Here is a 24089-nt window from a genome sequence, read left to right as displayed (position 1 = left end):
CGGGCCGTCCCCTTCAGATGCGCCAGCCCGAATGGATCGCCGCGATCCCACCCGACAGGTTCTGGTAGGAAACGCGTTCCATCCCGGCCTCGCGCATCATGTCGGCAAGTGTCTCCTGATCGGGGAACATGCGGATGCTTTCGGCAAGGTACTGGTAACTTTCGCGGTCGCCCGCGATGGCCGCGCCCATGCGCGGCAGGACCTGGAATGACCATGCGTCATAGACCGGGGCCAGCGCCGCGACCTGCACGCGTGAGAATTCGAGGCACAGGAACCGCCCGCCGGGCCGCAGCACGCGCCGTGCCTCACGCAGGACCTGCAACTTGTCCGTGCAGTTGCGCAGCCCGAACGCGATGGAGACACGATCGACGGAACAGTCCGCGATGGGAATGGCCTCAGCATCGACGGCGACGAAATTCAGGCCGGAGACGAGGCCGCGCGACAGGGCGCGGTCGCGCCCGACCGCCAGCATGCTGACATTGATGTCCGACAGGATCGCAGGGCCCCCGCCCCCACGCAGCCAGCCGAACGAGATGTCGCCCGTTCCCCCCGCCAGGTCGAGCAGGCGCAGGTCCGGGTGTGGGCCAAGTTCGGTGACGAAAATCTTTTTCCATGCCCGATGGATGCCCAGGGACATGACATCATTCATGATGTCATATTTGCCCGCGACACTGTCAAAGACCTCGCGGACCATGGATTTCTTTTCCGTGACCGGGACGTCGCGGAAACCGAAATCGGTCGTGCCAGAGGGCGCGCCGCCTGGTGCTGCGCCAGCGGACGGGGATGGGGCGGATTGGGTGTGGTGGCTATTGTCGCTCATGATCGGGAGATATAACCTTATAATCAGTCATGCCGGAACTCCCTGAAGTAGAAACTGTGATGCGCGGGATGCGATTGCATCTCGAAGGTCACCAGATTGCCACTGCCACTCCCCTGCGCGAGGGGCTGCGCTGGCCATTTCCGCCCGGACTGGGCGACTCGCTGCGCGGGCGGGTGATCGCGCGGTTCGAACGACGGGGGAAATATATCCTCGTCCATCTTGATGATGGTCAGGTGCTGCTGATGCATCTTGGGATGTCAGGGCGTGTTGTGCTGGGCCATGACACGACTGTGCCCGCCGCGCGGCATGAACATCTGGTTATCGTCACGGTGCAGGGCGCGCGCTGCGGGTTGGTGGACCCCCGGCGGTTCGGCATCGTGGACCTGCTGGCGCCCGGGACGGCCATGTCGCACCCGCTGCTTGCGCGCATGGGGCCTGAACCGCTGGGTAACGGGTTCGACGCCGTGGGCCTGGCCCGCGCGGCGCGCGGGCGGCGCAGCCCGATCAAGGCGTTGCTGCTGGATCAGCGTGTTGTCGCGGGGCTGGGCAATATCTATGTGTCCGAAGCACTGTTTCGTGCGGGGGTGCATCCCGAACGCGCGGGGGCAAGCCTTGATGAGGCACAGTGCGCGGCCCTGGTTGCCAGTATCCGCGATGTCCTGACCGAGGCGATCGCCGCGGGCGGGTCGAGTCTGCGTGATTATGTGAAGCCCGATGGGGAACTGGGATATTTTCAGCATGCGTGGCGTGTCTATGGCCGTGAGGGGCAGGGATGTCCCGACTGTCCCGGCCTGCCGCAATGCGCGGGCGTGCAACGTATTGTACAGGCTGGGCGATCGTCATTTTTCTGCCCCCGGCGGCAGGAAACCGCGACGGTGACGCAAGACTTGTCTTGACGGATGGGGAGGGTGTGGACTAGACCGCCATCCTGATATCTGGATGTCCGCAACTATCGGGTGGCGGACCGCCGTAACCTGATTTTTTGCTGAACTGAGAACGATGGCCAATACTGCATCAGCGCGTAAGCGCATTCGTCAGACCGAGCGCCGTAACGCGCGCAACACCGCCCGCATCTCCCGCGTGCGCACTTTCGTCAAGAAGGTGGAGACCGCGATCGAAGCCGGCAAGAAGGAAGACGCGTCCGTCGCCCTGCGCGCGGCGCAGCCCGAACTGCAGCGCGCAGTCGGCAAGGGTGTCATGCACGCCAACACTGTTGCCCGTCGTATTTCGCGCCTGTCCGCGCGTATCAAGGCGCTGGCTGCGGCCTGATCCATTAAATGGATCAATGACGGCCCGCACGAAGAAAGTATTTTTCGTGTAATGATCAGGACTGCATCGTGCCATTCCGGCATGATGTGGTCCTTTTTATTTGCGGATTACTTCTTTTGTGTTGCTGTTTTTGTCGCGGATTCGGTTTTGAACGTCCTTCGGCCAGATTCCCGTTGCTTCCTCCGATTCCCTGCACTAACTTCTGATCATCCTCATCGGTATGCTGCTGGGGCGTCGAGGTATCGGCGCATGGGTTTTCGTGCATTCATGGCGCGGAAAACGCGAACGTGTCCGCAGGCGTTGGGGTGTTGTGTTTAATGTTGAACAGGCATTTCGCGGGCGCGGACTGTCATGTCCCTGAATGGCCGGGAGTGAAGATGACGGGCGGACTGGAAGGATATGACGAGGTTGCCGAAGCGAATGCCCAGAAGAGCATTCTCGACATCCATTGGTCGCGTATCTGCGCCCGCCTCAAGGCTGAGGTCGGGGAGGTGGAATACAACACCTGGCTGAGGCAGATGGGCGTCGGGCCCGTGGACGAGGACGAAATCACGCTGTACCTGCCCACGCGTTTTCTGCGCGACTGGGTCCGGGGGCAGTATGGCGATCGGCTTGGCGCGTTGTGGCATGCGGAAATCCCGGCCATCCGGCGCGTGGAACTGCAGGTCGCCCGTGGCCCGTCGCCCGCCGTGGATGGCGATGCCTCCGCCGCGGAATCCGGTGCCCCTTCCGCCGCAACCCCGCCTGCGATGCCCGTCATGGATGCCGTGGTGGTGGAGGAGCCCCGCACTGCCGAGGTGCGCAGCGATCTCGCCGCCCCGCTTGACCCGCGTTTTACGTTCGATACATTCGTGGTCGGCAAGCCCAATGAATTTGCCTATGCCTGTGCCCGTCGCGTGGCCGAACGCCCGTCGAGCCCCGGCTTCAACCCCCTGTTCCTGTATGGTGGCGTCGGGCTGGGCAAGACGCACCTGATGCATGCGATCGGGTCGGAACTGGTGCGGGAGGGGCGTGTCTCGGTCGCGTATATGTCGGCTGAAAAGTTCATGTACCGCTTCATCGCCGCCATCCGTTCGCAATCGACGATGGAATTCAAGGAGCAGTTGCGTTCAGTCGATGTCCTGATGATTGATGACCTGCAGTTCCTGATTGGCAAGGACAATACGCAGGAAGAATTTTTCCACACCTTCAACGCGCTGGTTGATGCCGGGCGGCAGATCGTGGTGTCGGCGGACAAGTCGCCCTCTGACCTGTCGGGGCTGGAGGATCGCCTGCGTACGCGTCTTGGCTGTGGAATGGTGGCTGATATCCATGCCACCACGTTCGAGCTGCGTATCTCCATCCTGGAGGCGAAGGCCACCGCCTCGGGTGTTGAGGTGCCCGCCAAGGTGCTGGAATTCCTTGCGCATAAGATCACGTCCAACGTGCGTGAGCTTGAGGGCGCGCTTAACCGCCTGATTGCGCATGCCAACCTGTTCGGTCGTCCCGTGACGCTGGAGACGACGCAGGATGTGCTGCATGACATCCTCAAGGCGAATAACCGTCGCGTGACGATCGAGGAAATACAGCGCAAGGTTGCCGAACACTGGAATATCCGGCTGACGGACATGTCTTCGGCGCGGCGTTCGACCGTCGTTGCGCGTCCCCGGCAGGTGGCGATGTTCCTGTCAAAGCAGCTGACATCGCGTTCCCTGCCCGAAATCGGGCGCAAGTTCGGCAATCGTGATCATACCACCGTGATCTATGCCGTGCGCCGGGTGATGGAACTGATGGAACAGGACCCCGCCTTTGCAGAGGATGTCGAACTTCTGCGCCGGATGCTCGAAAGCTGATTTTTCGCCTGTCGCCCTCTTTTCGCATGTCTGTCAGGCTGCTAGACTTATTGCCCCCATCACGCCGTCCTGTAACGGGCCGCGCCGTCGGGCAAGGAGGATTTGTTACACATGAAGCTGAAGGCTGATCGCGCGACCCTGCTCAAGGCGCTGCTGCATATTCAGGGCGTGGCTGAGAAGCGTAACACCATCCCCATTCTTGCCAACGTCCTGATTAACGTCACGGACGGGTTGATGACCATGACGGCCACCGACATGGAAATCGCGGTGGTGGAAGGGATCTCGGCGGAAACCCTGCGTGATGGTGCCGTAACCGCGCCGGCGGCCGTGTTGTGCGATATCGTGCGCCGCCTGCCCGATGGGGCGGTGGTCGAACTTGATCAGGCGGGCGGCGATGCGCCGCTTGCGCTGCGGGCGGGGCGTTTCAGCACCAGCCTGAATGTGCTGGACGTGGATGATTTCCCCTCCATGATGGCCGGTGCGCTGCCGCATGATTTCACCATTGCGTCGCAGGCGCTGCGCGGGCTGATTGACCGCAGCCGGTTTGCCATCTCCACGGAGGAGACGCGCTACTACCTCAATGGCATCTATTTCCATGTGGCAGAGACCCCGCAGGGGCCGATGCTGCGTGCCGTGGCGACGGATGGCCATCGCCTTGCCCGCGTGGAAACCGACCTGCCGGACGGGGCGGCTGGCATGCCGGGCGTCATCATCCCGCGCAAGACCGTGAATGAACTGCGCAAGCTGCTTGAGGAAGGGCCGGAGCATATCGGCATTGCCCTGTCCGACACACGTATCCAGTTCACCGTGGGGAACGTGATCCTGACGTCAAAGCTGATTGATGGGACTTTCCCTGAATATGAGCGTGTGATCCCCACCGGCAATGACAAGGTCCTGCATGTCGGCAAGAAGATATTTTCCGACGCGGTATCGCGTGTGGCCGCCATCAGCCAGGAACGTTCCCGCCCGGTAAAGCTGGCGGTGACGCAGAACCTGCTGACCCTGTCCGCCGCCAGCCAGGATCAGGGCACTGCGACGGAAGAACTTGACGATACCCATGTCGTGTATGACGCCAGCCCGATCGAAATCGGCTTTCAGGCGCGTTATCTCAACGATATTACGGACCAGATCGAAAAGAACGTCGAATTCGCGTTTTCCGACAGTTCCGCTCCCACCATCGTGCGCGATGTGGACCGTCCTTCGGCATTGTATGTGCTGATGCCGATGCGCGTCTGACCGCGCATCGGGTTTCCGGGCGCGTATGGCCCATCTTTCGCGGCTTGTCCTGACGGATTTCCGCAATTACCGCCATCTGTCATGGACGCCCACGTCACCGGTCACGGTGATCGTGGGCGAAAATGGCAGTGGCAAGACCAACCTTCTTGAATCCGTCTCCCTTCTGCTGCCTGGGCGTGGGTTGCGTGGCGCGCGTGTGGCCGACCTGCCGCGTCATGGCGGCACACGTTGGGGCATCGCGGCCCGCATTGACGTGCCCGACGGGGTTGAGGCCGGGATACGCGACCTTGCTGTGGGGTCTGATCCGGCGCGGCCCGACCGTCGTGTCGTGCGCCTTGATGGGGAGGCATTGCGCAATCGCACCCGTGTTTCCGATTTCCTGTCCGCCGTCTGGCTGACACCACAGATGGATCGCCTGTTTCAGGAAGGGGCGGCCGGGCGTCGCCGTTTCCTGGATCGCCTTGTCCTGGCGATGGAGCCGGGGCATGCGCGTGAACTGGCCGCCCATGACCATGCAATGATGCAGCGCAACCGGCTTTTGCTGTCGGGTGGGGGGGATGGCGCATGGCTGTCCGCGCTGGAGGATGCGATGGCGCGTCACGGCGTTGCCGCCACGGCGGCGCGTGCAGGGCTGGTGGCCCTGCTCAATGGTGATGATGCCGCATTATGTGACGGGTTTCCCGCAACCGCGCTGACACTGGAAAGCGAGATCGCGCAGCATCTGCGCCACATGCCCGCCTTGGCGGTGGAGGACTGGTTGCGCGAACAGCTTGCGGCCTCCCGGCAGCGCGACCGCGCGCGGGGCAGCGCCTTCCTTGGCGCGCATCGCACCGACCTGCACATGCATGACCGCGCCACGCGACGCGGTGCGGCGCAGTCAAGCACGGGACAGCAGAAGGCAATGCTGGTTGGTGTCGTGCTGTCGCATGCCCGCCTGATCGCGCGGGCGCGTGGGCAGGCGCCGCTGATCCTCCTTGACGAACCGCTGGTGCATCTGGACGAGGTCCGGCGCAATGCGCTGTTCCGCGCCATCGGGCGGCTGGATACGACGGTAATGCTCAGCGGTACGGACGCGGCGCAGTTCGGGCCTTTGCGCGATCAGGCCGCCTTCGTCATGCCCCGTGAAGGCGCTCTGCTTCCGAATCCCTGATTCCCCCGATTTATGAAGGGGAAAGCTTGGTTACAGGGGCGTGTTCGATGTATAACACATGCTCAACGCGTGACCCTGTTGTGGAGCATCTGTCCGGCATGTCTGACCCATCCAATCCCGATCAGAAACACGATGCCGAGGGGGAGGAAATTCCCGTCACAGGTGCGGATTATGATGCGGCTTCCATATCGGTTCTCAAGGGACTGGACGCGGTGCGCAAGCGTCCGGGCATGTATATCGGTGACACCGATGACGGTTCCGGCCTGCACCACATGGCGTTCGAGATCATCGACAATGCAGTGGACGAGGCGCAGGCCGGTTATGCGACCACCTGCATCGTGACGCTTAATGGTGACGGCAGCGTCACCGTGCGCGACAATGGTCGTGGCATTCCCACCGACATGCATCATGAGGAAGGGATCAGCGCGGCGGAAGTTGTCCTGACGAAGCTGCATGCAGGCGGCAAGTTCAACCAGAATTCCTACAAGGTATCAGGGGGTCTGCACGGCGTGGGGGCCGCGGTCGTCAATGCCCTGTCCGAATGGATGGAGGTGCGGATCTGGCGTAACGGGCAGGAACATATGATCCGCTTTCGCGCGGGCGAACGCGATGCGCCGCTCAGCGTGGTGGGGGACAGTGACGAACCGCGTGGCACACAGGTCACGTTCAAGCCGAGTGCCGAGACCTTCGCCATTGTGGAATTCCAGTTTTCCGTGCTGGAGCGCCGGCTGCGCGAACTGGCCTTCCTCAATTCCGGGCTGGCCATCATCCTGCGTGACGAACGCCATACCCCGGTGCGGGAGGAAGCGTTTCATTATGAAGGCGGCCTGAGCGCCTTTGTCGAATGGCTGGACCATGGCAAGACCCCGATTGTGGAACCACCGATCACCGGCAGCCTCCAGAATGAGGATAATGGCATCAAGGTCGAATTCGCCCTGACATGGAATGACAGTTTCCATGAAACGATGCTGTGCTTCACCAACAATATTCCGCAGCGCGACGGCGGATCGCATCTTGCGGGTTTCCGCCAGGCCCTGACACGCATCGTTGGCCGCTATGCGGAGGCGAACGCCTCCAAGAAGGATTCCCACGCCCTTGCGGGGGAAGACATGCGCGAGGGCCTGACGGCGGTGCTGTCGGTCAAGGTGCCAGATCCCAAATTCTCGTCACAGACCAAGGACAAGCTGGTGTCGTCGGAGGTGCAGCCCGTTGTGCATGCCGCCGCCGCCGACATGATCTCCCACTGGTTTGAAACCCATCCCAAGGAAGCGCGCCAGATTGTCGCAAAGGTGATGGATGCCGCCGCCGCACGTGAAGCGGCGCGGCGCGCAAGGGAATTGACGCGGCGCAAGGGGGTGCTCGACATCTCCTCTCTTCCGGGGAAGCTTGCCGACTGCCAGGAACGTGACCCTGCCAAATCCGAACTGTTCATCGTGGAGGGAGACTCGGCAGGGGGAACGGCCAAGCAGGGGCGTGACCGGCGTTTCCAGGCGATCCTGCCGCTGAAGGGCAAGATCCTGAATGTGGAGCGCGCGCGCTTTGACCGTATGCTGGGGTCGGCGGAAATCGGCACGCTGATTACCGCGCTGGGCACGGGCATCGGGCGTGGTGATGTGGAGCATGGCGGCTTTTCAATCGAGAAGCTGCGTTACCATCGCATCGTCATCATGACCGACGCCGATGTCGACGGCTCACACATCCGCACGCTGCTGCTGACGTTCTTTTTCCGCCAGATGCCCGAACTGATTGAAAACGGCTATCTCTATATCGCGCAGCCGCCGCTGTACCGCGCCAAGCGTGGTAATGACGAACGGTATCTCAAGGATGATGCGGCGCTGGAGCAATATCTGCTCGACAAGGCGCTGGCGCATGCGACCCTGCGTTACGGCGACGGGCGCGAAGTCACGGGGGAGGCAATCCATACCGATGTTGCCTTTATCCGTGACGTGGCGCGCGCGCTGTCGCGCCTTGCGGTGCGTGCCCCGGTCTGGGTTCTGGAACAGGCGGCGATCGCGGGTGCGCTGTCGGCCAATCCGGCGGCCACGCCCGAACGTGTCATTGCATTGCAATCGCGTCTGGATGCCGTCTCCATGGAATCGGAGCGTGGCTGGAAGGTCGCGGCAAGTGCCGACGGGCTGGAAATGGCGCGTAGCGTGCGTGGCGTGGGCGAGGTCTATCGTCTTGATCCCGCCTCCCTGCGCAGTGCCGAAGTCCGCTGGCTGGCGGAGCATCATGGGCGCATCGCAACCGATTTCGACAGCAAGGTGGAACTGTCCCTCGACAGCCAGACCATAGCGCTTGATGGCCCGGCCTCGGTTTATGAACGTATTATCGCGCAGGGGCGGCGCGGCCTGTCGATCAACCGGTTCAAGGGACTGGGCGAGATGAATGACGCGCAGTTGTGGGAAACCACGCTCGATCCCGCCATGCGCACCCTGCTGCAGGTGCGGGTGGGCGATGTGGAAAACGCGGCGCAGGTGTTCTCTACGCTGATGGGCGATGTGGTCGAACCCCGGCGCGATTTTATCGTGGGGAATGCCCTGAAGGTTGCCAACCTCGACGTCTGATGGGGTGGGCGCGCGTCACGCATCGGGAAATCATGAAAATTGGGGGTGCCGCCTTTTGCCAGAGGGGTGGCATCTCCGAAGCTTCGTGAAAAAAACTTCGCCAGAGATTTCATGAATTCACGGTGCGAAAGCGACGTGATGGCCTTATTCGGGGATCAGGTCCCGGGCAATGTGCGGAATTTCGGAAATGGAATCCGCGCCCGCCGTTGCCCCGGCCTCCATTTCGGGCATGCCATATCCCCATCGTGCAAAAATGCCGCGAACATGTGCGCCCGTCGCTGCGGCGATGTCGTTACGGTGGTCGCCCACCATGATTGCGCGTTGCGGCACGCCCCCGGCCATGGTGATCGTGTCCAGCAGGTGCCGCGGGTCAGGCTTGCGCACGGCAAAACTGTCGCCACCGCCCACTGCATCGAACCAGGGGGCGAGTTTCATGACCTGCAGGATATGTTGTGCCGCCGCCACCGGTTTGTTGGTGCAGACCGCAAGTTTCCATCCCGCGCCCCTGAGGCTTGATAAAGTGGCGCGGGTGCCGGTGAAGGGATGCGACAGGTCGGTCGAATGTGGGGTATAGTCCGCCATGTAGTGGCTGACGGCCTCGTCAGGGTCGATATCGCGCGCACCGTCGCCCGCATGCGCCAGCAGGCGGCGCACCAGAACGCCGACGCCGTCGCCAATCATGGGGCGCAGAATGTCGGGCGTGATGGGGGGCAGGCCGTAATGGCGCAGCAGGCGACAGGCGCAGGCAGCAAGGTCCGGCAGGCTGTCGATCAGCGTGCCGTCCATGTCGAAAACCGCCAGGCGGGGGGGAAGGGCAGGCATCCGGCACTCCTCGGTGGTAGCAATCGGAAAATCTAAGTGATGGTATCTTGTTCCTCTCCGGGTTTGACAGGTCTGCCGGGCGGGGGCTACCCGCAAAAAGTCATGAGCACCATTCCCTCCTCCCCCTCGTCTTCCCCATCCCGTCCTGCCACGGCGGTCATCCTTGCCGCAGGGCGGGGCACGCGCATGCGTTCGGAACATCCCAAGGTCATGCATCCTCTGGCGGGACGGCCGATGCTGCGCCACCTGCTTGATAATGCTGAACAGGTGTTTGACCGCATTGTCGTGGTGATCGGTCCGGGGATGGAGGAGGTCGCGGCCCTTGCCGCGCCGCATGTCGCGGTGGTGCAGGCCGACCGTCTTGGCACCGCGCATGCGGCCCTTCAGGCGCAGGCATATTTTGGCACGGGTGATGTCGCCGTCCTGTATGGGGACAATCCGCTGATTACCGCGCAGACCATGCGCGATCTGCTGGCGTGCCGCAGGCTTCCCGGTGTGGGGCTGGCGCTGCTGGCGATGCGGCCTGCCAATCCGGGACGTTATGGCCGTGTCGTGACACAGGGCGACGAAGTGGTGCGGATTGTCGAATGGGCCGATGCCACGCCGGACGAACGTGCGATCGACCTGTGCAATGCGGGTGTGCTGTGTGCCGATGCGCACGATTTCCGCCGGTGGCTGGACGCCGTGCGCAATGACAATGCGCAGGGCGAATACTACCTCGGCGACGTGGTGACGCAGGCCGTGGCCGATGGGGTGGGTGTGCGCGCCGTCGTGGCGGCGGAAGATGAACTGCGTGGCATCAATTCGCGCGCCGAACTCGCGGTGGCGGAAGCCAGCGTGCAGCAGCGCCTGCGCCACGCCGCCATGGAAAAGGGCGTGACCCTGGTTGCCCCCGATACGGTGTTCCTGTGCGCCGATACCGTGCTGGCGCCGGACGTGGTCATCCATCCCCATGTCGTGTTCGGCCCCGGTGTCACGGTGGAACGTGATGTGGAGGTGCGGTCGTTCTCTCACCTGGAGGGATGTGTTGTCAGGCACGGTGCGCTGATCGGGCCCTATGCCCGCCTGCGTCCCGGCAGCGACGTGGGTGCGCATGCGCATGTCGGCAACTTTGTCGAACTCAAGGCCACGACGCTGGGTGAGGGGGCGAAGGCCAATCACCTGACCTACCTTGGCAATGCGCAGGTTGGCGCGCGCAGCAATATCGGCGCAGGCACCATCACGTGCAATTACGATGGCGTGTTCAAACATACGACCATCATTGGGGAAGGCAGTTTTGTCGGGTCGGATTCGATCCTTGTCGCGCCGGTGACACTGGGTGCGGGGACGCTCACGGCGGCGGGCAGCGTGATTACGGATGATGTGCCGGATGACGCCATGGCGTTCGGGCGGGTAAAGCAGGAAAACAGGGCCGGATACGCAAGGACCTTCCGCGACCGGCTCAAGGCAGCGAAGGAGCGTGGCTGATGTGTGGCATTGTCGGTGTCGTTGGCAGGAACCCGGCCACCCCGGTCATTTTCGATGCGCTGCGCCGCCTTGAATATCGCGGATACGATTCGGCGGGTATCGCGACGCTGGAAAACGGGCAGGTGGACCGCCGTCGCGCGGCGGGGAAACTTGACCACCTCGCCACTGTGCTGGCGCGTGTGCCCCTGCCGGGGGTGACGGGAATCGGGCATACGCGCTGGGCCACACATGGGGCGCCGACCGAAAACAACGCCCACCCGCATGGCACCGAACGCGTGTCGGTCGTCCATAATGGCATCATCGAGAATTTTGAGGAATTGCGCCGCGAACTTGAGGCCGCGGGTCAGGTTTTCTCCACCGAGACCGATAGCGAGACGATCGCGCAGATGATTGACTATCACCTGCGTCGTGGCCTTTCCCCGCGTGATGCCGCGCATGAAACGCTGAAGCGGTTGGAAGGGGCGTATGCGCTGGCGATGATCTTTGCCGGGCATGACGGCATGGTCATCGGCGCCCGCCATGGCGCGCCGTTGGTGGTGGGATTTGGCGAGGACGAAATGTTCCTTGGTTCCGACAGCCTGGCGCTTGCGCCGCTGACGCGTCGGATTGCCTATCTCGATGACGGGGACTGGACCATCGTAACGCCCGGCGGGGCAGAGTTTTTTGACATGGAGGGCAGGGCCGTCACGCGTCCCATCCGAACCACCGCGCTGATCGCGGGATCGGTGGGCAAGGACGGGTATCGCCACTATATGGAAAAGGAACTGCACGAACATCCCGTCGTGATCGGGCAGACTCTGCAACGCCTGATTGATCCGGCGACGCGGCGTGTCGTGATGCCGGACCTGCCCTTTGACCTTGCCGCCGTCCCGCGTGCGGTGATGACGGCGTGTGGTTCCGCCTTTTATGCCGCGATGATCGGGCGTTACTGGCTGGAGCAGTACGCGCGCTTGCCGGTCGATATCGATGTCGCAAGCGAGATGCGTTATCGCGACCCGCCGTTGGTGCCCGGCGGGCTGGGGCTGCTGATTTCCCAATCGGGGGAGACGGCCGACACGCTTGCCGCCCTGCGCGGGATGCGGGCGGCGCAACAGCATATCGTCTCTGTCCTCAATGTGGAGCAGAGCACCATGGCGCGCGAAAGTGACGCGGTGCTGGGTACGGTGGCAGGGCCTGAAATCTCGGTCGCGAGCACCAAGGCATTCACGGCGCAGCTTTCGGTCCTTGCCTGCCTGACGGTTGCACTGGGTCGGGCGCGCGGGCATCTGGACGCGGCGGCGGAGGAGCGGATGGTCATGGCCCTGCTTGACCTGCCAAGTCGGGCGAACGAGGTATTCGCACAGCGCGATGCCATCCGCCGCATGGCCGCGATCGTCGCGGAGGCGCGTGATGTTTTGTATCTGGGGCGGGGATCTTCCTTTCCGGTCGCACTCGAAGGGGCGCTAAAGCTTAAGGAGATCACCTATATCCATGCGGAAGCCTATGCCGCGGGCGAGATGAAGCATGGCCCCATTTCCCTGATCGACCGCACGGTACCGGTGGTCGCGACCGTGCCGTCTGGCCGCCTGTTCGACAAGACGCTGTCGAACCTGCAGGAAGCCCGGGCGCGTGGCGGGCGACTGCTGGTCTTTACCGATACGCAGGGCGCCCCCCGCCTGCGTGACCTGGCCGAGGTGGTGGTGGAAGTCCCCACCGTGGACGAGTTCACCGCCCCCATCGTACAGACCATCCCGGTGCAGATGCTTGCCTATGAAGTGGCGCTGCTGAAGGGGACGGACGTGGACCAGCCCCGCAACCTCGCCAAATCGGTCACGGTGGAATAGCGTTCGCACCACCACGACAGATCAAGGATTTAGCCGATGTCACCATCGTCGCACATGCCTGCTCCATCCCCCCCATCAGCCCATGGGCCGTCCGTTCTGGTGCTGGGCGCGGGTGTGTCGGGCATGACGGCCGCCGTGACCCTGGCTGAACGTGGCGCGCGCGTGGTGGTGCATGAGCGCGGACCACGCATTGGTTCCGGCGCGTCATGGAAGGCGGGCGGGATGCTTGCCCCATGGTGCGAGGCGGAGTCCGCCACACCAGAGGTAACGGAGCAGTCGTTATCCTCGCTGGACTGGTGGGATGCGCATGTGCCCCAGGTGGTGCGTAATGGCACGCTGGTCCTCGCCCCTGCGCGCGATGTGGGGGAAATTGCGCGTTTCGGGCGGCGCACGTCCCATTTCCGCACGATCGGGGAGGCGGAAATCGCGCAACTGGAGCCCGAACTTGCGGATCGTTTTTCCCGCGCCCTGTTTTTTGAACATGAAGGTCACGTCAACCCGCGTGATGCGCTGCTGGCGCTGGGCCGCAGGGTGGAGTCCCTTGGTGGCCGGATCGTGTGCAATGCACCGATGTCCTATGATGCGGGTGCGTATGACTGGATCGTGGATTGCACCGGCATTGCCGCGCGCGATGTGATGCCCGACATGCGCGGTGTGCGGGGCGAGATGCTGCTGCTGCGCTGTCGCGATATCACGCTGTCGCGGCCGGTGCGCATGCTGCATCCGCGCATTCCGGTTTACATCGTCCCGCGTGCCGAACATGTGTTCATGGTGGGGGCAACGATGATCGAGAGTGAAAATGCCGGTGGCATGACATTACGGTCGATGGTGGAACTTCTGGGGGCGGCCTATGCCCTGCATCCGGCCTTTGGCGAGGCGGAAATACTGGAAACCGGAACCGGCCTTCGCCCGTCATATCCTGACAACATGCCTGCCGTCCGGCGTGATGGTAAGCGAATTTATGTGAATGGCATGTACCGCCACGGCTTCTTACTGTCCCCGGTCAGAGCGCGCGAGGCGGCGGACATCGTATTTGGCCCCTGACCACGCACTACGAGGAGAATGCGGATGAAGATCCTTGTAAATGAGGAAGTTCATGACGTTGGCGTGCGGACGCTCGACGCCCTGCTGCATGAACTCGGCTATGGCGACGCCTGTGTTGCCACTGCCGTCGATGGTGATTTCGTCGCGGCGGCCCGGCGTGGCGCACATGCGCTTCACGAAGGGTGCCGGGTGGAAATCCTGGCCCCGATGCAGGGGGGATAGGCACACGACATGACCCTGTTTTATGGAACGGAACTGTCCTCACGCCTGATGTTGGGGACGGCGCAATATCCCTCGCCCGAAATCCTGGCCGATGCGGTGCGGCATGCGCAGGCAGGTGTCGTGACCGTATCCCTGCGCCGTGAATCGGCGGGACAGAGGGCGGGACAGGCATTTTGGAACCTGATTCGTGATCTTGGCGTGCCGGTCCTGCCCAATACCGCAGGATGCCACAGCGTGCGTGAGGCCGTGACCACGGCACAGATGGCGCGCGAGGTCTTTGGCACCGACTGGATCAAGCTGGAGGTGATCGGGGAGTCCGATACGCTCCAGCCCGACATGTTCGCTCTGGTGGAGGCCGCGCGCCTCCTGACCGAGGATGGGTTCAAGGTTTTCCCCTATATGACAGAGGATCTGGTCGGTGCGGAACGGCTGCTGCGCGCCGGGTGCGAGGTGCTGATGCCATGGGGCGCGCCGATCGGGTCGGGCAAGGGATTGAATAACCTGTTCGGTCTGCGTGCGCTGCGGGCGCATTTTCCCGGTGTTCCATTGGTGGTCGATGCCGGGATCGGGGTGCCGTCGCATGCGGCGCAGGCGATGGAGCTTGGTTATGATGCGGTGCTGATCAATACGGCGGTGGCAAAGGCAGGCAATCCGGTGGAAATGGCGCGCGCGTTCGCCATGGCGGTGGAGGCCGGGCGCATGGCATATGTTGCCGACCCGATGGAGGCGCGCGACATGGCGGCGCCATCCACGCCCACGATCGGGCAGGCGGTACTGGCATGAGGGCACTTCCATCGCGCATTTATCCTGTTGTTGATCGTGCCGACTGGATCGCGACGTTGGGGCAGGCTGGTGCAAAACTGATACAATTGCGCCTCAAGGACATGGCCGAAGATGCGCTGCGCCTGGAAATACGCCGGGGTGTCGCACTGGCGCACCTGCATGGTGTGTGCCTTGTCCTCAATGATTACTGGCGTCTTGCGATCGAGGAGGGAATCGACTTCATCCATCTGGGTCAGGAAGACCTGGATGAGGCCGACCTGCCCGCGATCCGCCGTGCCGGACTGCGCCTTGGGGTCAGCACCCACAGCCATGATGAACTGCAGCGCGCGCTTGACGTGCGACCCGATTATGTTGCGCTGGGGCCGGTATGGCCGACAAAACTGAAGAAAATGCCATGGGGGCCACAGGGGGTGGACCGCCTGCGTGAATGGAAACGTTTGGTGGGGGACCTGCCTTTGGTGGCCATTGGCGGGATTACACTTGCACGCGCACCGTCCTGTATCGCGGCGGGCGCGGATTGCGTTTCCGCCGTGTCGGATTTCATTCGCATGCCCGATCCCGCGGCGCAGGTCCGTGCGTGGCTGCATGCGACGCAGGTATCGCAACAGGGGGATGACGGGACGGTCTAATTTCTGTGTATTATATGCAACGAGGATGTGGCATAAATACAATCCAAGGTGTAGGCGAAATTTTCATGAAAGACATGCCACTCTAGGGCAGATCCTGTTTGAATGCGTGCATTCAGACAGGTGAAGATGCTCGTAAAAACAATAAACCGGGGCATTTTCACCGAACCGGTTTTCGGTGGAATGCCCCAGGATCGCAGGCCTGCCGCCGGCCATCGTGGCGGGCGGAAAATGGTGACGCGGCGTTTTTTATCCTCGTCCAGCCGAACAATCTTCGGGTGGCGGACATATTCTGTCCATGGTTTCGCGACAGGATGGTTCTGGACGGGGCTTGGTTTCCAGAATTGAGGGCGTTGAATGGCGATAGCGGGTCTTGCGGCAATTCTGATGGCGATTGCCATGTTGCTGGTGGTCGTCAGTACCGTGCAGCCGATTGCCCGTCGTCTGGAACTGTCGGAAACGGTTCTGCTGGCTATCGTTGGCATTGTCATCGGTGGTGTGGCTGACCTTGTCCTGCGCAGTGCGCATCTGGAGATTTTCAGCGGGGCGGCGGAAACGCTGCTGGATTTCCCGCTTAACAGCGAAGCCTTCTTGCTGATTTTCCTGCCGATCCTCGTTTTTCAGGGCGCGCTGGGCATAGATGTGCGCCGCCTTGCGCATGAAACGGCCACGGTTCTGTTGTTGGCGGTGGTTGCGGTGGTGGTGTCCACCGCCACGATCGGCCTGGCGCTATATCCCTTTGCGGGCCTGCCGCTGGCGGTGTGTCTGCTCCTTGGTTCCATCGTGGCGACGACCGACCCGTCCGCCGTGGCCGGGATCTTTAAGGAAATTGGCGCGGCCAGCCGCCTGACCCGCCTGGTGGAGGGGGAGGCGTTGCTGAATGACGCGGCGGCGATCTCCATCTTTTCCATCCTGCTGGCCTCCATCACCGCGCATCACAAGATCATGCTGGGTGGTGCGGTGCTGGAATTCCTGGTGTCGTTTGCAGGCGCGCTGGTGATCGGGGTGGTTTTTGGCCGTCTGACACTGATGCTGATCGCAACCATCGGGGCCGCGCCTGCGGCGGAGATTACGTTGACGGTGGCGTTGCCGTACCTGTCCTATATCGTATGTGATGAATTCCTCGGCTTTTCCGGTGTGGTGGCCACGGCGGCATCGGGACTGACGATTTCCATCTATGGACCATCCACCTTCCGACCGCAGACGTGGCGGTTCCTTAATGAACTGTGGCAGCAGCTTGTGTTCTGGGCGGGGTCGCTGGTGTTTGTGCTGGCCTCCATGCTGGTGCCGCGCCTGCTGGCGGGCATGACGCGCTGGGATTGCGTGCTGATCCTGATTGCGACAGTGGCGGGACTGCTGGCCCGTGCCTCCGTCGTGTTCGGAATGCTGCCCATCCTTGCCGCCACGCGCCTGTCGCCACCTGTGCCGAATCCGTTCAAGGTCACGATGGTCTGGGGCGGGTTGCGTGGTGCGATCACACTGGCCCTCGCGCTGGCGGTGACGGAAAATGAGCATGTCTCCACCCAGATCGCGCATTTTATCGGCATTATCGCCACGGGATTTGTGCTGATTACCCTGTTCGTCAATGGCACGACGTTGCGTTATCTCGTGCTGTTCCTGAAGCTGGATCAACTGCCGCTGATTGATCAGGCGTTGCGCCACCAGATCCTTGCCATCGGGTTGGGCGAGGTGCGTGACCAGACACGTGAAGTGGCGGGGGAGCTGGGCTTTTCACGCAATGTCACCAATTCGGTGGTGCAGTTCCTTGACCGGCGTGTCACGACGGAGCAGCAGGCGAACACGTTCGACACCGCGTTGGGCGACCGGCAGCGCGTGACGCTGGCGCTGATCGTGATTGGCAATCGTGAACGCTCCATCCTGCTTGACCTGTTTCGCATACAGGGCCTGTCGCGGCGTGTGATGGAAACATTGCTGCGTTCGGCCGAGGCGATGGTCGATGGCGCACGGCTGGAGGGGCGTTTTGGCTATGTCCGTGCGTTACGTCGCAGGCTGAGGCCGTCTCTACGTTTTCGTATCGCGCAGGCCATCCATCATCGGCTGCATTTTGACCTGCCGTTGATGTACTGCATGACCGAGCGGTTCGAGATGCTGATGATCGCGCATTTCGTCTCCCTCTCCCTGACGCGATTCATGCGTACCCGCATGGAACCGACTCTGGGTGTGCGTATCAGCGAAATCGTCGGCGAGGTGCTGGGACGGCAGTGCAAGCTGCTTGACGAGGCATTGCAGACACTGCGCCTGCATTACCATGGTTATTCCGAAGCGCTGGAAAACCGGATGCTGCGACAGGTTGCCCTGCGGCTGGAGGAAGAAAAATATGATTCCCTGCTTTCGGAATCCCTGCTGAGCGATGAATTGCATCGCGAACTGCATCGTGATGTGGAACAGCGGCGCGCGCATCTGGATTTCCGGCTGAAATTCAATATCAAGGCCGGGATCGAGAGTCGGATTCACGGTTTTGCCATCTTCACGGGGCTGCCGGATGGGGTGTTGCACGACCTGTCGATGAAGATGTCGCTGCATTTCTCCTCTCCGGGGGAGCGTCTGTACAAGCGTGGCCAGAAAGTGCGCACCATCTATTTCATCAGCGCGGGGCTGGCGGAGACGCATTATGCCGAACGTGACGTGCGTTTTGGCGCGGGTGCGGTCATTGGTGCGGAAGAGGCATTGAGTGGCGCACGGGTCGCCGCGACCAGCCGGTCGTTGCAGTTCGGCCATTTCCTGACGATGAGTGCGCGGACCTTCCGTCGGCTTGTGGATGAATATCCTGTCGTGCGTGACAATCTGGCAAAGCTGGCGCAGGCCTGCGCGGATGGTGATCTGCCCGATGCCCGGCTGCTTCCGGGGGAGGGAAAGGACAAGCCGGGTGTGCCGCCTTCCTATGACGCGATCGAACTGGCGACCGCGCCGGTCACATCCGTCATGTCGGCGCATGAAGGGACAGAGCAGAAGCAAGGGGATTGAGCATCTGTCTGCCACCCAATGGTGACAAACGTGGCAGAATGGCGCCAACATGCCGTAGGGCATGCAAAACAGAGATTGCAGATTTCCCCATCAGAGAGTGTTTGAAAACAAGCCATTGATAAAAAAGAAAAGTTTTTAGGTGCCGCCTTTTTCCCAAAAGGCGGCGTCTTCTGAAGCTTTTTGGAAAAAGCCTCACAAAAAACTTTATAATTTCAGGATGTTATCGGTCCTGACTTTTCAAACGGTCTCTGTGCCTTCGCAGGGGGAAGTCCTGTTGGGGAAAGACGACACCAGAAACTTTTATGGCTTCAGGTGCGCGCCGTGCTTCCCCACACCCGGATCAGAACGACTGGAGCAGCCGGTCGAGATATTGCAGTTCTTCGGGTGGGCGGGTGCGGTCCGAATCGCGGCGGCGCAGTTCCTGTTCGATTTCACGTGCGCGTTCGCGGGCGGCCTTGTCCGGCACATGGGTATCGCTGTCCATGCCGGCATGGTCATCCCCGGTTTTACGTCCCAGCGGGTCGCGGGGTTCGTTGCCCGCATTGTCGGGCGTTTCCTCTTCGTCCGGCTGTCCCGGTTTCGATCCGCCTGACCCCTTGCTTCCGGCCAGCGAAGGCAGGAAAATCGTCATGCCCTTGCCCGATCCCCTGGTGGACTGACGCATCTGCTGTCCACCTTTTTGCAGGTCGGCCAGGACCTTGCGCTCTGCTGTCGCGGCATCAGTATCCTGACCTGCCGACAGGGCGGTGCGCACGGCCTTCATGTCCGATAGCGCCTGCTTCAACGCGGGAACGTCCTTGCCGCTCAGGGTCTTGAACTCATTGCGCAATTCATGCAGCGCACGCGCCAGCGCATGCTGGGTCGCGCGGTCGGCATGCTGTTGCACCTCATGTGCCTCCGGGGTCTGGCTTTCGGCGGCAGGGGGCTGCGTGCCTGCGGGGTTGGACTGGCCCGGCGGGGTCAGGCCCAAATGCCGCAGCAGTTCTGGCGTGGACATGTTCGACAGGTCTTCCCCGTCGTTCATCGTGTCCATATCGGTCTGGCGTGCTGCCGCGCTGGCCGCATCCTGTTCGATTCGTTGCTGGGTATGATCCAGCAAGGTGGATTGCTGGTGGATCAGGTCACGCAGTGCTGCCTGCTGTTCGTGCATTTCCTGGCGCGCCTGGTACTGGCGTGCGGCCTGCATGATGTCCTGCGGCGTGGCATTGCGCATCTGGTTGGCCATGTCCTCCATCTGATGGAGCCGGTCGAGCGCATCGGCGGAACGCCCGTTTGCGGCGTCCTCCTGAAGCTGTTGCATCATGCGCGACAGGTTCTGTTCCCCTGTCTGTGACATTTCCGGCATGGCGGGGATGGCGGAATGGTCACGCATCGCCTGCGTGATCAGGGCCTGCATCTTGCGCTGGATCGCATCCCTGAGCGCCTGCACGCGGCGTTGCAGTTCGGCCTGCTGCTGTGCCGAACGGGTGGGTTTCCCATCGGGTTCGCGCATATGTTCGATCTGCGCATCAAGGGCTTCTTCGGCCATCTGGATATCGAAATCGGCCTGGCTGTTCGCGATATCGTCGTGGCGGTCATGTTCGACATCCAGCGCCAGATACCATAAACGGCCCACAGCCTGGTCGATCGCCTGTGTGGTATCGACTTCATGCAGGCTCAGCAGGTAGGACACGCTGCTCAGGGCGATCATCAGGCCGGGGCTATGGGTCATCGGCGCGGATGTCATGCCCAGCCCGTGTAGTTCTTCGCCCGCGATGAAACGGCTTTCGCGACCAAGGGCGAGGCGCTTGCGGATATCAAGCAGCGCCTTGGCCATCGGGTTATGGAATGTGCGCGCGCCAAGGCGGAAATGTACCGGGGCAGAGGTCGCGCCCGTGCCGCTGTCGCTGGTGGCAAGCAGTGTGGCGACGACATCTTCCCCTGCCCAGGGATCTGATGACAGGTCGGGTGTTGCGACTGCTTCGGCCGTATGGGGGTGCCCATTCAGCGGGATCGGCACCGAAAGGACGCGCGGATGGGCGCTATGTTCGTCCCCCGTCAGGCGCATTTCCACACGCAGCGATGCAATGCCATAGGGTTGTGAAACCTTGTAGGGCAGGCGGGTGCGCCATTCCCCGTCCTTTGCGCCGGGGTTCGGACCCCATGTGACGCTTGGTGCAGGGTTGGGGGTAACCTTCAGGTCCCATTGGCTCAACACGCGGCCACGTCCACGCAGGGTCAACGCGCCATCCGCCAGAAGCGGCGTTTCCACGGACCAGTTGGCAGGGTCCAGCGCATGGAATCCATGCGGGCCAAGACTTGTGCCTTTCGCGGTGGAACGCGCGCGCAACACCGGTTCTCCATGCAATCCCGTTACCGTCACACTCAGGACAGCGCCTGCGGGAATGGTGGCTGTGCCCTTGCGATCATCCAGAAAGACCGGCGCACCGGGGGCATAGGCAGGCATGGTGATCCATGCATGGATCTGTGGCCGTGGCGTATCCGCATCGTCCGTGCCGGGAATGAAGGCCGCACCGATTCGTCCCGGTGCCGCCCCCCCGGCCCACAGCAGTCCGAGGGCGAGCAGCGGGGCAAGCGCCAGAGTGGCCCACGATGTTTCGCGCCCCACCGGCCACAGGCGTGGCCACCCAGCCTTCAACCGCCCGACCCGCGCACCGGTGCGTTGCAGGTGGATCCGCCACAGGGCTTCGGCTGCCCGGGTTGCGGCCGGATCGGTGGGAGAGGCGACAGGCGTGTCGAGCAGGGTTTGCAACGGGCGGTCCTGCAGGGCCGATGCCTGTTCAATGCGCCGGTCAAGGGTTGCGTCATCCGGTGCATGGCCCTGGCGGTAACGGCGGATGCCCCATGCGGCGCATCCCGCCCCCAGTGCCAGCAGTGCTGCGGCATGCACCCCGTCAGGCAGGCGTTGGGGAAGGCGCAGCAGGCCCAGAAGCGCCACGCCGCCAGCCACGTCCGCGATGGGGAGCATGATGGGCCACAGGCGTTCGACCCACAGGACGCGACGTGCCCGTGTCCGTGCCCGCGCAAGACGGGCGGGAAAGGAGGACATGCCCGATGCCGCCGCCGATGATGCCGGGGGCGCTGCGGGATCGCGTGCCGGCACGTCGGTTGGAATGTCGCGGGCCTGCGTCATTCTGCTCCGGCGGGATGGGGCAGGGGATCGGGGATGATATCGCCTGCCCACAGGGATTCGACCTTCTGGCGCGCGCGGATCACGTCCCACCGCGATCCGTCCACCAGAACCTGTGCGGCCATGGCGCGTGCATTGTATGTCGAACTCATGACCATGCCATATGCACCGGTATCGAGCAGCGCCACGCGCGCGCCGTCATGCAGGCGCGGCAGGGTGCGGTCATGTCCGAACGTATCGCCGCTTTCGCACACGGGGCCAACGACATGCACCTGTTCGGACGGGGCGACGGCATCGCGCGCCGACAGCGGGATGATGCCATGCCATGCGTCATACAGGCTGGGCCGTGCAAGGTCGTTCATTGCCGCGTCCAGCACGATGAAGGGCGGCATGCCGTCATATCCGCGCTTGCGCAGGACAACGGTGCTGAGGAGTACGCCCGCGGGTCCGGCCAGCCAGCGTCCGGGTTCGATCTCCAGCCGCGTACCAAGATCGCCAAGTTCGATGCGGATGGCATGGGCCAGGGCCTCTGGCGCGCCTTCGGTTTCATGGCGGTAGGAAATGCCAAGGCCGCCGCCGCAGTCAATCACGTCCACCCCCAGCCCACGCGCACGGATGGCGCGGACCAGATCGGCCACGCGGGCATAGGCCGCGCGATAGGGCTGCATCCGTTCGATCTGGCTGCCGATATGCACCGCGACACCTGCCGCATGGATACCCGGCAGGCTGGCCGCATGGGCATAGAGTTCGACCGCCCGGTCATAGGGAATGCCGAATTTATTGCCCGCAAGTCCGGTCGTGATCTTGGCGTGGGTTCCGGCATCGACATCGGGGTTGATGCGCAGCGCCACCGGCGCGGTGCGCCCGCACGCCACGGCGACGGCCGACAGCAGGTCGAGTTCCTCCGCGCTTTCAACATTGATCCGGGCGATTCCGTGATGCAGCGCCAGTTCCATTTCCGCACGCGTTTTGCCCACGCCGGAAAAGACGATTTCACGTGCGGGGATACCGGCGGCGATGGCGCGGCGCAGTTCGCCGCCACTGACGACATCAGCCCCGGCCCCCTGTGCGTGCAGGATCTTCAGGATGGCAAGATGGTCGTTCGCCTTCACCGCGAAATGGATGTCCACATCCAGTCCGGCATCACGCATTGCCCGGTCCAGACGGTGATAACGCGTGCGCAATGTCTGCGCGCCCATCACCCATGTGGGGGTGCCAAGCGCATCGGCAATTGCATTAAGCGGTACGTCCTCAAACACCAGCCCGTCGATGGCATGCATCGAAAGGGCAGGGCGCACGGCCAGCAGGTCCTGTAATGTCGGGTCCTGCCCCGGGTGGGTGGAAAATGTATCAGCCATCGCGACAGGATACCGGTTCACCCTGTACGTTCCAAGGTGCTTGTGACGTAATTCATGCTGTTGCATGCCACGATCAGGGGAACGGGAGATTGCAGGTCAATGTTCTGATGCAAAACAATAAAATTTGGGGATCTGCCTTAATTCGTCAGGCAAGGGGGGCGTTCCTTGAAGCTTTTTGAAAAAAGCTTCATCAAAAAACTTTCTTGGATTTGTGCGGTGTTTCGTGGGCAGGCTTTTGACGGCGGTCACGAAATGCAGGGAAAGGCACCATGGAAGCAGTTGAGGCAGGGAACACGGAACATGAACGACGTCTGATCGGTGCCGCGGTCGCGGTGCGGGGCAATGCCCATGCACCCTATTCAGGATTTGCGGTGGGGGCAGCGGTGGAGGATGGCAGTGGCCGTATCTTTGCCGGGTGTAACGTGGAAAATGCGGCCTATCCCGAAGGTACCTGTGCGGAGGCCGGGGCCATCGCCGCGATGGTGGCGGCGGGGGGGCGGGTGCTGCGTCGGGTGGTTGTATGCGGCGACAGTGCGCAGCCATGCTTTCCCTGTGGGGGGTGCCGACAGAAAATACGCGAGTTCGCGGCGCATTCGCTCAGGATCGACATGGTCGATGCGCAGGGGAATGTGCTGGCACGCCGCACCCTTGGCGATCTTCTGCCCGATGGGTTTGGGCCAGAGCATCTGTAAGGGGTGGTAGGATAACCACCTGATAAGAATTGGGAATTTTTAGGAAAGCTTTTCCTGGGTTTTGAAAGGCGCTGCCTTTTTCAAAAAAGGCAATGCCACAAAACTCCCATCATTCCTTATCGGGGCGCTGTTTTCAAACCGTCTCGAATAGAGACGGTTTGAAAAGTCAGTCTCAATAACATTCTGAAATTACAAAAGTTTTTGGTGAAGATTTTTTTTAAAAGCTTCAGAAGACGCCGCCTTTTTGGAAAAAGGCGGCACCC

Annotated in this window: 18 protein-coding genes; 14 read left to right on the top strand and 4 right to left on the bottom strand. The window is 62.3% G+C overall.

The features are described 5' to 3' along the window. Window positions 1–13 precede the first annotated feature (13 nt). Complete coding sequence (locus B7G66_RS06995) at window positions 14–820, bottom strand: class I SAM-dependent methyltransferase (RefSeq protein ID WP_040510505.1); 807 nt, start codon at window positions 818–820, stop codon at window positions 14–16. A gap of 29 nt (window positions 821–849) precedes the next feature. Here B7G66_RS06995 and mutM point away from each other — a divergent pair, with 29 nt between their 5' ends. From mutM to gyrB, 6 genes are all read left to right on the top strand, one after another. Beyond that, entirely contained in the window at window positions 850–1716 is an 867-nt protein-coding gene (gene mutM, locus B7G66_RS06990) for a bifunctional DNA-formamidopyrimidine glycosylase/DNA-(apurinic or apyrimidinic site) lyase (RefSeq protein WP_040510507.1), read from the top strand. Window positions 1717–1819: 103 nt separating this feature from the next. Next, window positions 1820–2089 carry a 30S ribosomal protein S20 gene (gene rpsT / locus B7G66_RS06985; RefSeq protein ID WP_003618383.1) on the top strand — a complete coding sequence of 90 codons (270 nt, stop codon included), beginning with the start codon at window positions 1820–1822 and terminating at the stop codon, window positions 2087–2089. A gap of 377 nt (window positions 2090–2466) precedes the next feature. Beyond that, a complete protein-coding gene (gene dnaA / locus B7G66_RS06980; protein WP_003618385.1) occupies window positions 2467–3921 on the top strand; it encodes a chromosomal replication initiator protein DnaA in 1455 nt (484 codons plus the stop codon). 111 nt (window positions 3922–4032) lie between these two features. After that, window positions 4033–5157, top strand: a complete 1125-nt coding sequence (dnaN, locus tag B7G66_RS06975; protein WP_003618386.1) for a DNA polymerase III subunit beta — start codon at window positions 4033–4035, stop codon at window positions 5155–5157. A 25-nt stretch (window positions 5158–5182) separates the two neighbouring features. Next, the gene (gene recF, locus B7G66_RS06970) at window positions 5183–6307 is read left to right on the top strand and encodes a DNA replication/repair protein RecF (RefSeq protein WP_003618388.1); all 1125 of its coding nucleotides are present in this window, start codon (window positions 5183–5185) and stop codon (window positions 6305–6307) included. A gap of 98 nt (window positions 6308–6405) precedes the next feature. Then, complete coding sequence (gene gyrB, locus B7G66_RS06965; protein WP_040511702.1) at window positions 6406–8874, top strand: DNA topoisomerase (ATP-hydrolyzing) subunit B; 2469 nt, start codon at window positions 6406–6408, stop codon at window positions 8872–8874. Window positions 8875–9018: 144 nt separating this feature from the next. Here the strand turns inward: gyrB and B7G66_RS06960 are convergent, their stop codons facing one another. Further along, on the bottom strand, window positions 9019–9696 hold the full coding sequence (locus B7G66_RS06960) for an HAD-IA family hydrolase (protein ID WP_231105668.1): 678 nt from the start codon (window positions 9694–9696) through the stop codon (window positions 9019–9021). A gap of 72 nt (window positions 9697–9768) precedes the next feature. On the opposite strand from B7G66_RS06960, the gene glmU reads away from it, so the two are divergent. The 7 genes from glmU to B7G66_RS06920 all read left to right on the top strand — a co-directional run bounded on the left by glmU (window position 9769) and on the right by B7G66_RS06920 (window position 18646). Beyond that, window positions 9769–11163, top strand: a complete 1395-nt coding sequence (gene glmU, locus B7G66_RS06955) for a bifunctional UDP-N-acetylglucosamine diphosphorylase/glucosamine-1-phosphate N-acetyltransferase GlmU (protein ID WP_371861396.1) — start codon at window positions 9769–9771, stop codon at window positions 11161–11163. After that, window positions 11163–12986: a glutamine--fructose-6-phosphate transaminase (isomerizing) gene (gene glmS / locus B7G66_RS06950; protein WP_003618397.1), complete on the top strand. Its 1824-nt coding sequence runs from the start codon at window positions 11163–11165 to the stop codon at window positions 12984–12986. Before glmU ends, glmS begins: the two co-directional genes overlap by 1 nt. Before the next feature lie 54 nt (window positions 12987–13040). Further along, on the top strand, window positions 13041–14030 hold the full coding sequence (locus tag B7G66_RS06945) for an FAD-dependent oxidoreductase (RefSeq protein WP_040510511.1): 990 nt from the start codon (window positions 13041–13043) through the stop codon (window positions 14028–14030). A gap of 24 nt (window positions 14031–14054) precedes the next feature. Continuing rightward, the gene (thiS, locus tag B7G66_RS06940) at window positions 14055–14252 is read left to right on the top strand and encodes a sulfur carrier protein ThiS (protein ID WP_003618401.1); all 198 of its coding nucleotides are present in this window, start codon (window positions 14055–14057) and stop codon (window positions 14250–14252) included. Window positions 14253–14261: 9 nt separating this feature from the next. Beyond that, complete coding sequence (locus B7G66_RS06935; RefSeq protein WP_003618403.1) at window positions 14262–15035, top strand: thiazole synthase; 774 nt, start codon at window positions 14262–14264, stop codon at window positions 15033–15035. Then, window positions 15032–15664 (top strand): thiamine phosphate synthase, encoded by a 633-nt coding sequence (locus B7G66_RS06930; protein ID WP_003618405.1) that lies wholly within the window; start codon window positions 15032–15034, stop codon window positions 15662–15664. Before B7G66_RS06935 ends, B7G66_RS06930 begins: the two co-directional genes overlap by 4 nt. 354 nt (window positions 15665–16018) lie before the next feature. Further along, a complete protein-coding gene (locus B7G66_RS06920) occupies window positions 16019–18646 on the top strand; it encodes a cation:proton antiporter (protein WP_003618408.1) in 2628 nt (875 codons plus the stop codon). 340 nt (window positions 18647–18986) lie between these two features. Here the strand turns inward: B7G66_RS06920 and B7G66_RS06915 are convergent, their stop codons facing one another. After that, the gene (locus tag B7G66_RS06915) at window positions 18987–21779 is read right to left on the bottom strand and encodes a DUF4175 domain-containing protein (protein WP_003618409.1); all 2793 of its coding nucleotides are present in this window, start codon (window positions 21777–21779) and stop codon (window positions 18987–18989) included. After that, on the bottom strand, window positions 21776–23134 hold the full coding sequence (lysA, locus tag B7G66_RS06910) for a diaminopimelate decarboxylase (RefSeq protein ID WP_003618411.1): 1359 nt from the start codon (window positions 23132–23134) through the stop codon (window positions 21776–21778). Before lysA ends, B7G66_RS06915 begins: the two co-directional genes overlap by 4 nt. A 269-nt stretch (window positions 23135–23403) precedes the next feature. On the opposite strand from lysA, the gene B7G66_RS06905 reads away from it, so the two are divergent. Continuing rightward, entirely contained in the window at window positions 23404–23826 is a 423-nt protein-coding gene (locus B7G66_RS06905) for a cytidine deaminase (RefSeq protein ID WP_003618414.1), read from the top strand. Window positions 23827–24089: the final 263 nt, after the last annotated feature.

It is taken from the genome of Novacetimonas hansenii JCM 7643 (assembly GCF_000964405.1).
Taxonomy (GTDB): Bacteria; Pseudomonadota; Alphaproteobacteria; order Acetobacterales; family Acetobacteraceae; genus Novacetimonas; species Novacetimonas hansenii.
This window is presented reverse-complemented; position numbering and strand designations above follow the sequence as displayed.